This window comes from Longimicrobiaceae bacterium, assembly GCA_035936415.1.
Taxonomy (GTDB): domain Bacteria; phylum Gemmatimonadota; class Gemmatimonadetes; order Longimicrobiales; family Longimicrobiaceae; genus JAFAYN01.
This window is the reverse complement of sequence record DASYWD010000051.1, coordinates 20,839-33,436: the sequence shown is the minus strand read 5'-3', so window position 1 is coordinate 33,436 and position 12,598 is coordinate 20,839. Positions and strand designations below refer to the sequence as shown.

The 12,598-nt window shown below is 71.2% G+C and carries 11 protein-coding genes; all 11 read right to left on the bottom strand.

The genetic code is table 11. The annotated features are described in order from the left end of the window. Positions 1-29: 29 nt before the first annotated feature. Entirely contained in the window at positions 30-2,624 is a 2,595-nt protein-coding gene (locus tag VGR37_02230) for a TonB-dependent receptor (GenBank protein ID HEV2146215.1), read from the bottom strand. Between the two features lie 274 nt (positions 2,625-2,898). Next, the gene (locus VGR37_02225) at positions 2,899-3,954 is read right to left on the bottom strand and encodes a Glu/Leu/Phe/Val dehydrogenase (GenBank protein ID HEV2146214.1); all 1,056 of its coding nucleotides are present in this window, start codon (positions 3,952-3,954) and stop codon (positions 2,899-2,901) included. A 77-nt stretch (positions 3,955-4,031) separates the two neighbouring features. After that, a complete protein-coding gene (locus tag VGR37_02220) occupies positions 4,032-5,168 on the bottom strand; it encodes an acyl-CoA dehydrogenase family protein (protein HEV2146213.1) in 1,137 nt (378 codons plus the stop codon). 41 nt (positions 5,169-5,209) lie between these two features. Next, positions 5,210-6,064, bottom strand: coding sequence for a 3-hydroxybutyryl-CoA dehydrogenase (locus VGR37_02215; protein ID HEV2146212.1), 855 nt, complete (start codon positions 6,062-6,064; stop codon positions 5,210-5,212). 27 nt (positions 6,065-6,091) lie between these two features. Next, positions 6,092-6,460 (bottom strand): hypothetical protein, encoded by a 369-nt coding sequence (locus VGR37_02210; protein HEV2146211.1) that lies wholly within the window; start codon positions 6,458-6,460, stop codon positions 6,092-6,094. After that, complete coding sequence (locus VGR37_02205; protein HEV2146210.1) at positions 6,457-7,452, bottom strand: CPBP family intramembrane glutamic endopeptidase; 996 nt, start codon at positions 7,450-7,452, stop codon at positions 6,457-6,459. The genes VGR37_02210 and VGR37_02205 overlap by 4 nt, the downstream gene beginning before the upstream one ends. A 13-nt stretch (positions 7,453-7,465) precedes the next feature. Continuing rightward, on the bottom strand, positions 7,466-8,038 hold the full coding sequence (locus tag VGR37_02200; GenBank protein HEV2146209.1) for a biotin transporter BioY: 573 nt from the start codon (positions 8,036-8,038) through the stop codon (positions 7,466-7,468). A 21-nt stretch (positions 8,039-8,059) separates the two neighbouring features. Continuing rightward, positions 8,060-9,283, bottom strand: coding sequence for an acetyl-CoA C-acetyltransferase (locus VGR37_02195; protein ID HEV2146208.1), 1,224 nt, complete (start codon positions 9,281-9,283; stop codon positions 8,060-8,062). Between the two features lie 37 nt (positions 9,284-9,320). Beyond that, on the bottom strand, positions 9,321-10,235 hold the full coding sequence (locus tag VGR37_02190; GenBank protein ID HEV2146207.1) for an MBL fold metallo-hydrolase: 915 nt from the start codon (positions 10,233-10,235) through the stop codon (positions 9,321-9,323). After that, on the bottom strand, positions 10,232-11,101 hold the full coding sequence (locus tag VGR37_02185) for an exonuclease domain-containing protein (protein HEV2146206.1): 870 nt from the start codon (positions 11,099-11,101) through the stop codon (positions 10,232-10,234). The genes VGR37_02190 and VGR37_02185 overlap by 4 nt, the downstream gene beginning before the upstream one ends. Beyond that, on the bottom strand, positions 11,098-12,345 hold the full coding sequence (locus tag VGR37_02180; GenBank protein ID HEV2146205.1) for an arginine deiminase family protein: 1,248 nt from the start codon (positions 12,343-12,345) through the stop codon (positions 11,098-11,100). Before VGR37_02180 ends, VGR37_02185 begins: the two co-directional genes overlap by 4 nt. Between the last annotated feature and the right edge of the window lie 253 nt (positions 12,346-12,598).

Below are 12,598 nucleotides of genomic sequence, written 5' to 3'. Positions count from 1 at the left end.
CCCCCCCCCCCCCCCCGCGTCCCGGACCCTCAGAACTCGTACTTCAGCCGCAGCAGCGCAAGGCGGCCGATGGCCGGCGCGCCCGGGAAGGCACGGTAGTCCTCGTCCAGGAGGTTCTGCACGGTGAGCTGCAGCGCCGTGTCACGGAACCGCGGGATCCGATAGCCGAGCGTCAGGTCGAAGAGCGTGTAGCTGTCCACGCAGTCCTCGGCGAGGACGGCCTTTGCGAACTCGCCCCCGAGGCACTTGAGGCCGACGAACACGCCCGAGTTGACCGGAAACGAGGAGTTGTGCCGGACGCGGGCCTCGCCGTTGACGCCGGCCACGTCGTTGCGGTACAGGAGCGCCAGGCTCCCCTTCCGCTTCGGGGCGTTCAGCGTGACCAGCCCGGCGTTCTCCGTCTGGAACGCGTCGTCGCTCACGAACGAGGCCGTTGCGTTCAGCGAGAAGCGGTCGCCGAGGAGCGCGGTGGCCGAAAGGTCAGAGCCCCACAGGTCGATGGCCTCGTCCACGTTGGTGTAGGTCACCAGGAGCTGCCCGCCGTTCGCGTTCACGTTCTGGGCGGTGATGACCCCGACCGGAATCCGTGCGAGGTTGGGCGTGAGCTGCCCCGCCAGCGCGACGGCCTGCTGCTGCGCGGCACTCTGCGGAAGCCCCGCCCCCATGAAGAACCGGGTGAGCTCGGGGACGAGGAAGGCGGCCGTCTGCTGTCCGTTGAGCAGCAGGAGGGGGGTCTGGATGGTGAGCGGCGTGACCAGGTTCTCCCGCCGGGACCGCCACACGTCGGCCGCCACGAGCAGCCTGGACCCGATGATCCCCTTGTAGCCGACTTCGAACGTGGTGGAGGTGGACTCGCGGATCGGGTCCACGTCGGCCAGGTCGAGCGTGGAGAGCGGGCCGGGAGTGGCTCCCGCGACCACCGGGAGGTAGTTCAGCCCCACCTGCGCGTCCGTGGGCCGTAGCCCGCTGAGGAAGGCCACCAGCGCCGGGGGGAGCGGCTGCCCCTGCGCAGCGGCGCTCTGCGCCAGCACGCCCACCGCCACCGGCCAGAAGACGGTGGAGCTCGCCGGGACCACGCCCTGCACGAACGGGGAGCGCGCAATGTAGCCGCCGTTCGGCTGGCGGAACTGGAAGCCGGTGTCGCCCGTCCCCTGAATCCGCAGGCTGTAGCCGAGCCGGGCCAGGTCCTCGTTGGGAATCGAGGATCCCAGGTCAAGGAACTGGTTGAGCGAGCTGGGCGTGGTGAACGCCCGGTTGAAGCTGACCCGGAAGGCCTGGTTCTCCGCGGGCTTGAAGACCAGCGCGGCGCGCGGGGAGAAGACCGGGTCCGGGAGCGCCGAGTGCGTGTCCACCCGCCCGGCGAGCACCAGGTCGAACCGGGAGGAGAGCGCCGTCTCGGACTGCAGGTAGACGCCCGCCTCCCGTGTCTGGTCGTCGTCCTCGTACAGCCCGTTGATGGTGCCGTTGGTGATCGGGTTCGTGTACTGGACGTCGCCGCCGTAGGTGAAGTTCTGCCGCTCGCCCAGGCGGAAGCCGTGCTGGACCTGGGCCACCGCCATCCGGGACTGGTCCTGGATGGGTGCACCGTTGCGCAGGAGGAAGGTGCCTCCGGCGTCGCTGGTGTTGAGGTAGGCCTGGGCGAAGAGGCGGTTCCAGTTGGTCCGCACCTGGTAGTAGCGCGAGGTCCAGTCCCGCACCTGTGAAGCCCCGAGCCCGGTCAGCTCCACCCCGCTCACCTGCGTGCTGGTGCCGAACGAGAAGATGGTGGTCAGGTCCGGCGTGACCCGCCAGTCCGCGCGGGCCTCGCCGCTCCAGCGCTCCGCCTGCGGGTCGCGCAGCCCGATGCGCGCGATGCGCTCGTCGGCCGCCGCCGGCTGGATCCCCGTCGCCCGGATCAGGTCCGCCCGGAAGAAGGCGAGGTTGGAGGCGAACTTCTCCCGCTCGATCACCTCGGCCCGGTCCACGTACGGGAACTCGTCGGCCCGGAAGTACTGCCCGGAGACCTTGAAGCCGAAGTTGTCGCCCAGGAGGTGCGCGGTGCGGAAGGTCCCGTGCATCAGGTCCTGGCTGCCCCCGGTCAGGGAGAGGCTGGTCCCCTGGTCGTCGAGCGGCGACTTGGTGATGATGTGCAGGATCCCGTTGGCCGTGTTGGGGCCGTAGAGCGCCGCACCGGGCCCGAGCACGACCTCCATCCGCTGCAGGTCCTCGTTGGTCGAGGGGATGAAGTGCAGCAGGTTCACGCGGAGCGAGGGGACGCCCGCGATCCGGTTGTCGGTGAGGGCGTGGAGCGAGCCGGAGAAGATGTTGTTGAAGCCGCGCGCCACCACGGTGCTGGACTGAATCCCGGTGGTGGCGATGTCGACCCCCGGGGTGTTGCGGAGGTGCTCCGCCACGCTCGCCGCGGGGCGCTCGTCCACCGCCCTCTCGCCCACCACCTCGACGCGGGCGGGGGCGTTCACCGCCTTCTCGGGGCGCTTGGAGGCGGAGACCACGATGGGGTCAAGGTCCACCTTCTTGATGGTGTCCTGGGCCGCCTGGGGCGGCAGCGCCTGCGCGCCCGCGGCCGGCACGGCACAGAGGGCCGCAACGACCGCGGGAATCAGACTGCTTGCACGACTGCGCATGCAATACCTCCGGATGGGGGACGCGGGAAGGGTTCCCGGTACGGGACTGCTGAGGACGGCCGGAAGAAACGGCGGCGCGGACGCGCCGAAGGTGCGGTTGCGGCCCCGGACCGCCCGCGGAGGACGCGGAACGGGAGTGTCCGGGCCGTAAGACGCTCTAGGATAAAGGGGAGAGCCGCACTAAAGCAAGGGCATCATGCGGCGGGGTGCGGGGAGAGACGGGGGAAGGCCCCTGGATCCAGGGGCCTTCCCCCTCCCTTTCCGCCGCGGCCGATCAGACCCAGGTACGCTGGATCTTGCCGATGGCGTCGATGCGGCGCTCGGCGATGCGGTCGGCGGCCTGGTAGGTGGGAATCCCCGTCTCCCGCGCCAGCTCGTACAGCTGGATGAGGGTGCCGTAGATCTCGCCCGCCTTGCGCATGGCGCGCTCCGCGCTCCACCCGTTCAGCTCGCCGTACACGTTGATCAGCCCACCCGCGTTGATCACGTAGTCGGGCGCGTACAGGATCCCGCGCTCGTGGAGCATGTCGCCGTGGCGCTCCTCGGCGAGCACGTTGTTGGCCGCGCCCGCGACCATCGACACGTTGAGGCGCGGCAGCGTCGCGTCGTTCACGGTGGCGCCCAGCGCGCAGGGGGCGTACACGTCCGCCTCCACGTCGTAGATCGCGTCTGGCGCCACCGCCTTCGCGCCGAACTCGTGGACGACGCGGTTGATGCGGTCCTGGTCGATGTCGGTAACCACCAGCTCCGCGCCCTCCCCCGCCAGGTACTGGCAGAGGTAGTAGCCCACGTGTCCCAGCCCCTGCACGGCGACGCGCCTCCCGGAAAGCTCGTCGGAGCCGAGCTTGGCCTGCGCCGTCGCCTTGATGCCGCGGTAGGTGCCGAAGGCGGTCACCGGCGAGGGGTCGCCCGAGGTGTCGCCGCGGCCGGTGACGTGCTCCGTCTCCATGTGGACGTAGTCCATGTCGGTGACCGAGGTGCCCACGTCCTCCGCGGTGATGTAGCGGCCCTTGAGGCTCTCCACGAAGCGCCCGTGCGCCCGGAAGATCTCCTCGCGCCGGGTGGTCCGCGGGTCGCCGATGATGACCGACTTCCCGCCGCCCAGGTTGAGCCCGGCCACCGCGGCCTTGTAGGTCATCCCGCGCGACAGGCGGAGCGCGTCGATGAACGCCTCCTCGTCGGAGTTGTAGTTCCAGAACCGGGTGCCGCCGAGCGCCGGGCCGAGCGTCGTGTTGTGGATCGCGATGATCCCCTTGTAGCCGCACGACGGCTCGTTGCAGAAGACCACCTGCTCGTGATCGTGCTCACCGATGAGCGAAAACAGTTCCATTCTCAGACCCTTCTGGGTGGTTAAGGTCTCCCGGGCGCGGTCCCGCGCGCCCGTGCGCGGCTGCGGCGGCGAGCCGCCTAGCGGTACAGCTCGCGAGCGATGACGACTCGCTGGACTTCGCTCGTGCCTTCGTAGATCTCCGTCACCTTCGCATCGCGGAACAGCTTCTCCACCGGGTACTCCTTGACGTAGCCGTACCCGCCGAACACCTGCACCGCCTGGGTGGTCACGTACATGGCCGTCTCGGTGGCGAACAGCTTCGCCATGGAGGCCAGGCGCGTGACCGGCTCGCCCGCGTCCTTGGCCGCCGCGGCGCGGAGGACGAGCCCGCGCGCCGCCTCGATCCGCGTCGCCATGTCGGCGAGCTTGAACTGCATCCCCTGGAAGTCCTTGATCGCCGTGCCGAACTGCTTCCGCTCCGCCGCGTAGGCGAGGGCGTGCTCCAGCGCCGCCTGCGAGATTCCGAGGGCGAGCGCCCCGATCCCCATCCGCCCGCTGTCCAGGCCCTGCAGGGCGTAGATGAACCCCTGCGACGGGTCCCCGAGCACCTGGTCGTCCGGGGCGAAGAGGTCCTTGAAGGCGATCCCCACCGTCTCGGAGGCCCGCTGCCCCATCTTGTCCTCCTTCTTCCCGACGATGTACCCCTCCATGTCGGTGCGGAGGATGAAGGCGCCGATCCCCTTGGCCCCCTTCCGGTCGCCGGGCGAATCGGTGCGGCACATGGCGATGATCACGTCGCCGAAGCCGCCGTTGGTGATCCAGGCCTTGGAGCCGTTCAGCACCCACCCGCCGTCGGCCCGGGTCGCCTGCGCCGACAGCGACGCCGCGTCGGAGCCGGCGTCCGCCTCCGAGAGGGCGAAGCCGCCCAGCCACTCGCCGCGCGCCATGGGGCGGAGGAAGCGCTCCTTCTGCGCGTCCGTCCCCTGCGCCAGGATCATCTGCGTGGGGAGCGAGTTGTGGACCCCCATCGCCACGGCCACGGAAGCGTCGCCCCAGGCGATCTGCTCCAGCGCCAGGAGGTACGACAGGGTGTCGAGCGCGAGCCCGTCCCACTCCTCCGGGAGGAGCATCCCCAGGAACCCCAGCTCCCCCAGCTTCTCGACGACCTCGCGCGGGAAGTGCGCCTCGCGGTCCCACTCCTCGGCGCGGGGGCGCAGCTCGTTCTCGGCGAACTCCCGGGCCAGGTCGCGTATCTGTTGCTGTTCCGGCGTCATTCCGTTGCGTCAGTCCTTGTTCGGGGTCCCGGCCCGGGGCGTCAGTACGTGTAGAAGCCCTCGCCCGTCTTCCGCCCCAGCTTCCCCGCCGCCACGTACTTCCGGAGCAGCGGGCAGGGCCGGTACTTGTCGTCGCCCAGCCCGTCGTGCAGCACCTGCATGATCGCCAGGCAGGTGTCCAGCCCGATCAGGTCGGCGAGCGCCAGCGGACCCATGGGGTGGTTCATCCCCAGCTTCATCACCGTGTCGATGGCCTCCCGGTCCGCCACACCCTCCATGAGGCAGAACACCGCCTCGTTGATCATGGGCATGAGGATCCGGTTGGAGACGAACCCGGGGTAGTCGTTGGCCTCGGCCACGGTCTTCCCCAGCTTCTCCGAGGTCTCCACGACGGTGCGCGTGGTCTCGTCGGAGGTGGCGAGGCCGCGGATGATCTCCACCAGCTTCATGACCGGCACCGGGTTCATGAAGTGCATCCCGATCACCCGGTCGGCGCGCCTGGTCTGCGCGGCGATCTCCGTGATGGAGATGGAGGAGGTGTTGGTGGCGAGAATGGCGTGGTCCGGCGCGGCCTCGTCCAGCGCGCGGAAGATGCGGAACTTGAGGTCCCGGTTCTCCGTGGCGGCCTCCACCACCAGGTCGGCCCCGGCGACGCCCTGCGCGGGGTCGGTGGCGGTGGTGATGCGGCCGAGCGCGGCCGCCTTCTCGTCCTCGGTGTACGCCCCCTTCTTGATCTGCCGGTCCATGTTGCCGGCGATGGTGGCCCGCGCGCGCTCCAGCGCGTCCGCGGCGATGTCCACCATGGTCACGTCGTACCCGTTCTGGGCGAACACGTGGACGATCCCGTTGCCCATCGTCCCCGCCCCCACCACCGCCACCTTCCTGATGTCAGCCATTCGTCGTCGCGGTCCGAAGCGTTGTCGTCATTTCAGCACCAGCCACCCGGCGAAGTAGATCCCGATCAGGATCCCGCCGGTGGCGATGAGCCAGAGGTCCAGCCCCCGTCCCCGGCCGGACCGCGCCGACTGCCTCCGGGCCTCCATCGCGCCACGGACGGAGCCGGCGTCCTCCACGTCGCGGATCCCGATCCCGGGCTGGCCGATCCGCGCCGTGGCCCCGAAGAGCACGGCCATCACCCCCGCCGTCCACACCGTCAGCAGCCAGACCCGCTCGCGATCGGCCGCCGTACGAAGCCCCAGCGCCTCGAACGGGAAGAGGAGCGCGGCCGCGAGCGCCACCGCCGCCGCCACCCCGAAAGCCCACAACCAGAACCGGAGCGCGGAGCCGCTCATGCGCGCGCGTCCTCGCCCGCCACAGCGACATCGCCGTGCTCCCCTCCCCCTTGCGGGGAGGGGCCGGGGGAGGGGGTCTCCGCCAGGAACCCGAGCCGCCGCACGTCCGGGGATTCGCGCAGGTGTGGCGTGCGGACGAGCCACGCCGTCCCCGCCGTGAGCACCAGGGTGGCGGCGAGCCCCGCCTCCGGGCCGAAGCTCCCGCCGGTCCACCAGTCCGGCCCGGTCGAGACGCCGGTGTAGAGCGGCGTGTCGATCTCGAGGCCGCTCACGGGGAGGTCCAGCAGCGTCCCCATGGCCCAGTTCCACCCCATGTGCACCGCCGTGGCGAACCAGAGCGAGCGGGTGCGCAGGTACGCGGCCGCCAGCAACACCCCGGCGAGGAAGATATTCGCGAGCCCCAGCGGCCGGACGTTGGGGTTGTTGGCGTGCACGAGGGCGAACACCAGCGCGGTCGCCACCGCCGCCGCCCAGGGCCCCACCTCCCGCTCCAGGACCTGGAACGGATACCCCCGGAAGAGGACCTCCTCCACCGCGGCGGCCACCGTGAAGAACACCAGCGTCCACGCGGCGAACCGCAGCCAGCCCCCCACCGTCCCCGTGTCGGGGCCCCACACGGCGCCACCGGCCGCGGCGATCAGGGCGGCCGTGGCCGCCAGGAGCGCCATGCCGATCCCCGTGCCCACCAGCGACTCGCGCGCGGCGGCGGGACCCAGCGGGAACCCCAGCGAGGCGAACGGGCGGCGCTCCACCCCCCACATCATCACCCACGCGGCGGCGAGCGCCGCCAGGAGCGAGACCGCGACCCCCGCCAGGCTCAGCCCTCCCAGCGGGAGGCCCAGCGCCTGTGCCATAACCATCCCCACGACGGCGAAGGCGGCGAAAACGATCACGTACAGCCCGATCCTCCACACCGCGCCCCAGATTCGTAGCAGGGCGCCCCGCACTCCCTCGTCCCCCACGTGGGGACCCCGCGCCGTCCGGGTCTCCACGTGGAAGCGCCCCTCAGCTCCCGAAGAGCCGAAGGGCGCGGTCCCGGAAGCGGCCCATGACCAGGGCGACCATGAGGACCTTCACGAGGTCCGCGAGGACGAAGGGCCGCAGCCCGAGGGCGACCGCCGCGTCCACGCTCCCCACCACCGAGAGCCAGGCGAGCCCGCCGGCGTAGATCGCCGCCAGCGCGGCGAGGAGGCCGGGGAGCGCGCGGAGCGTCCCGGAGCGCCCGAGGGCGCCCGCCAGGAAGGCGGCGGCCGGGTAGGCCATGAGGTACCCCCCGGTGGGGCCCAGCAGGTACGCCGCGCCGCCCCCGGCCGCGAAGACCGGGAGCCCCGCCAGCCCCGCGGCCAGGTAGAGCGCCTGGCTGGCCGCGCCGAGCCGCGCCCCCAGCACCGCACCCGCCAGCAGCACGAAGAGCGGCTGCAGCGTGAACGGGACCGGCGTCCCGGGGAGCGGGAGCGCCATCCGCGCGCCGAAGGCGGTCGCGGCGGCGAAGGCCACCACGCCGATGACCCGGCGTAGGGTGAGGGAGGGGACGACCTCGCGGCCGCCCAGCGTCAGCGTGTTCCGAAGTGTGCTCATCTCTTCTCTCGCTCCCGTGGGTTAGACCCGCTCGACCGACAGCGCCACCGCGTCGCCGCCGCCCAGGCAGAGCGTCGCGAGGCCGGTCTCCGCGTCGCGGTCCTTCATCGCGTGCAGCAGGGTGGTCAGCACCCGCGCGCCCGAGGCGCCGATGGGGTGGCCGAGCGCCACCGCGCCGCCATGGACGTTGACGCGGTCCCAGTCCCAGCCGAGCCCGATCCCGTCGGCGAGCGCCTGCACGGCGAACGCTTCGTTGGCCTCGATCAGGTCGTAGTCGCCGATCTCGGTCCCCTGCTTCTGCATCAGCTTCTTCACCGCCTGGATGGGGGCGAAGAACAGCTCCTGCGGGTCCACGGCGCCGGTGGAGTAGGCGGAGATGCGGGCCAGGATGGTGAGGCCGTTGGCGCGCGCGTACTCCTCCGAGACGACGACCACCGCGGAGGCCCCGTCGTTCATGGAGGAGGCGTTCCCAGCGGTCACCACCGGCTCGGTGACGTCCTCCGGCGCGTCCTTCGCGAAGGCCGGCTTGAGCTTGCCGAGCGTCTCCACGCTGCTGTCGGCGCGGGGGCCCTCGTCGGCGTCCACCACGGTCGTGCCCTTGCGGCCGGCGATCTCCACCGGGACGATCTCCTCCCGGAACTTCCCGGCCTGCTGCGCCTCGGCCGCCTTGCGGTGCGATGCCACCGAGAACTCGTCCGCCATCTGCCGGGACACGCCGGCCTTCTTGGCGGTGTACTCGGCGTGGCCGCCCATGTGGACCTCGCAGAACGAGCACCACAGCCCGTCGCGGACCAGCCCGTCCACCAGCGTCTGGTCCCCGAACTTGACGCCGTTGCGGTAGCCGTAGACGTAGAACGGAGCGTTGGACATGGACTCCTGCCCACCCGCCACCGTCACCTGGTTGTCGCCGGCCCGGATGGCCTGGGCCGCGAGCATCACCGCCTTGAGCCCGGAGCCGCACACCTTGTTGATGGTGAGCGCGGACACGGCGGAGGGGAGCCCGGCCTTCATGGCGGCCTGGCGCGCGGGCGCCTGCCCGACGCCGCCCTGCACCACGTTCCCCATGATCACCTCGGCCACGTCCTCGGCGCTCACGCCGGAGCGGGACACCGCCTCGCGGATGGCGATGGCGCCCAGCTCCGGGGCGGAGAGGGTGGAGAGGCCGCCCAGGTAGCGGCCGATCGGGGTGCGGACCGCGCTCACGATCACGGGCGTGGTCTTCGGGTCGTTCGACATCTGGATCATCGTTGCAGTCCCGTTGGTTCAGGCTCGTGTTTCGGCTTCAGACCGGCCGCAGTGCGGCGCCCTTTCCGTCCGGCTCCAGGTACCCCCACGGCGTGGCCGGGTCGTGCGTGGAGACCAGGAGCCACTGCTCCTCTGCGGCCCGCCGGAGGAGGGTGCGCTTGGACTCCAGCGTCACCAGAGGCTCCACGTCGTACCCCATGATCCAGGGGAGCGGCAGGTGCGCCATGGTGGGGACCACGTCGGCGAGGAAGCACGCCGTCTCCCCACCGGAGCGGACCAGTACGGACTGGTGCCAGGGGCAGTGCCCCGGGGTGAGGACGGTCTCGATCCCGGGAAGGATCTCCCCCGCCCCGTCCATGAGCTCCATCCGGCCGGCCTCCATCACCGGAACGAAGTTGTCCGGGAGGTAGCTGGCCTGGGTGCGCTCGTTGGCGCGGTGCGCCCACTCCCACTCGCCGCGCTGCACGTGGTAGCGCGCGTTGGGGAAGGACAGCCGCACGGCGCCCTCCGCGTCGCGGAAGGTGTTCCCCCCTGCGTGGTCGAAGTGGAGGTGGGTGTTCACCACTACCGCGACGTCCTCCGGGGAGAAGCCGGCGTGGCGGACGGCTTCCGGCAGCCGGTCGGCGGCGCCGGAGCCCGGGGCGGCGGCGTTCTCCACCCCGTAGATGTCCATGAACTTCTCCCCCTCCTTGTTGCCCAGCCCGGTCTCGATCAGCACCAGCGCGTCGGGGGTCTCCACCAGGAGGCAGCGAAGCGCCAGCGGGATGCGGTTCCGCGCGTCGGCGGGGATCCGCCGCTCCCAGAGCGGCTTGGGGACCACCCCGAACATGGCGCCGCCGTCCAGCCGCTGCAGCCCCGCCTCCAGCGCGTGGATGCGGAGGTCGCCCAGGGTGCGGGTCCGCACCAGGGGAAGGTCGCCCGCGTGCAGCCTCGCCAGGTCGGCAGCGCTCACGCGGAGTCCATGGAGCGGGGGGTGGCGGTGCGCTTCCGGCGCGGCGTCCGCCTGCCGAGGAAGACGTCCATCCCGTCCCAGTCCACGACTCCGCGCTCTTCCAGCACGTCCAGGAAGCGGAGGAGCACCTTCGCCGTGGCGACGGCATCGTCCAGCGCCCGGTGGCGGGACTCGATCTCCAGCCCGTAGTAGAGGGCCAGCCCGTCCAGCGAGCGGGAGGGGAGCTGCGGCAGGAGCTTGCGCGCCAGCTTCACCGTGCAGAGCTGCCGCCCCACCGGGAGCATCCCGGTGGCGCGCTCCAGCTCCGCGCAGACGAAGCGCCAGTCGAACGGGGCATTGTGGGCGACGAAGACGCGCCCCTCCAGCAGCGGGAGCACCCGATCGGCCACCTGGCCGAAGCGGGGAGCGTCCGCCACCATCCGGTCGGTGATCCCGGTCAGCGAGACGATCATCGAGGGGATGCGCCGCCCCGGGTTCACCAGGGTGGAGAAGGTCTCGCGGATCTCCCCGCCCTCCACGCACACCGCGGCGATCTCGGTGACGCGGTGCCCGCTCCCCGGTGCGCCGCCGGTGGTCTCCACGTCCACCACCACGAAGCGCTCCTCGCGGAGGAGCCGGCGGGGGAGCGCGGCGGCCCCGAGCGACCAGACGCCCTCCGGCGAGACGGTGAAGCGCGGATCGGTGCCCAGCAGCGCGAACACCGCGCCCGCCGCCGCGCGCGGGTCGCCGGAGATCCCCAGCACCTGGGAGGCGAGGACCGCGGTGTCGAGCGGTCCTCGCTCCAGCAGCCGGTGGGCGCGGTCGGTGAGCGTCCCTCCGCGCTCGAAGCGGAGCACGTCGTTGTACGCCGGGGCGCCGGAGCTCACCAGATGTCCTCCCGCAGCACCGGCATCGTCATGCACCGCCCACCTCCGCCGCCGCGGACCAGCTCCGCGCCCTCAAAGGCGATCACCGCCTTGTCACCCTCCTCGATCTCGGCATCGCCGGTGAGGAAGTCGAGCGCGCCCACGATCCGGTACCCGGCCTCGCGCTCCATCTCGTGCATGGTGGCCTCGTTGCGGGTGTACCCCAGGACGATCCCGGGGCGCACCGCCACGAAGTTGCACCCGCTCGCCCACTGCTCGCGCTCCTGCACGGTGGGGTGCTGTCCGCCGCAGCAGATGGGCGCCAGCGGGAGCCCCGCCTGCTTGAGCGCGGCGAACAGGTCGGAGTACTCCTTGACCCCCTTCGCGCCCGGCCGGTAGTGAAGCACCGGGAGGCGCGACGGCCCGAAGAAGTACGGCGGGTACACCACACAGTGGTCGCGGTCCACCATGGTCAGGATCATGTCCAGGTGGATCGCGGGGCTCTCGGTGGGGAGCACCACGATAAGGACGTGCTCCACGCCGGCTTTCTCGCGCAGCCCGTCGATCAGCCCCTCGATCGCCACCGGGGAGGACCGCTCGGAGAGCCCGATCATGGCCAGGTCCGGGCGCAGAATCAGGACGTCGCCGCCTTCGATGGTGTAGTCGCTCCGGTGCTCCTCGGCGCCGTCGTAGATCAGCCCGGCGTTCCCCAGCATGGGGTGGTAGGTGAAGAGCGCCTTCATCACCAGCTCCTCCGTCCACCGCACGGCGTACTTCATCGCCCCGATGATCACGCCCTCGTTCACCACCATCGCCGCGTCGCGGGTGAAGAACAGGTTGGGGAGCGGGGGGAGCTCGTACGAGACCTTGTTGAGGAGCTTGGAGATGGGGCCGGCGGTGCACTCCTTCCCCTCGATGAACCGCGTGATCAGCTCGGCGCCCGTCACCTCCGCCAGCTCGCCGCCCAGCGGCTCGGAGGGGGCGATCTCCATCACGTGGTTGATGAGGAAGCTGCGGACCTCCGGCTCGTCCACGATGTCGGAGAGGAGGTCGCGGACCTCCAGCACCTCGCAGAAGCGCGACAGGATGGCGCGGAAGCGGTGGTGCTCCCGGCGAGCCTGGTCCACGTCGATGATGTCGTCGTACAGGAACTGCTCGCGGTTGGACGGGGTGACGGCGCGCAGCTCGTTCCCCGGGGTGTGGCAGATGACCCGCCGCAGCGGGCCGATCTCGGACGTGACGTGGACGCGGGCGTTCGGGTTCATAGCCCGGGAAGATAGGTGAAGGGCCCGGAGGCGCGCAACCGAAGCCGGCGGGTCAGGATTTGCCTGGGCCGCGGCTGTTCTGCTGCTCGTCGGGGGGGCGGTGGGGCGGGGATGACGGCAAGATGTGGTCCTCGATTGTCGGGCGCGTCGGTCGGCGGGGGGAGGCTCCTCCGTCGGTGCGTAACTCGCCCGGCCGGCGGAGCGAGACGGGGTTGCCGCGCGGGCTCAAACATACGCCCTCCTACGGAGCCTC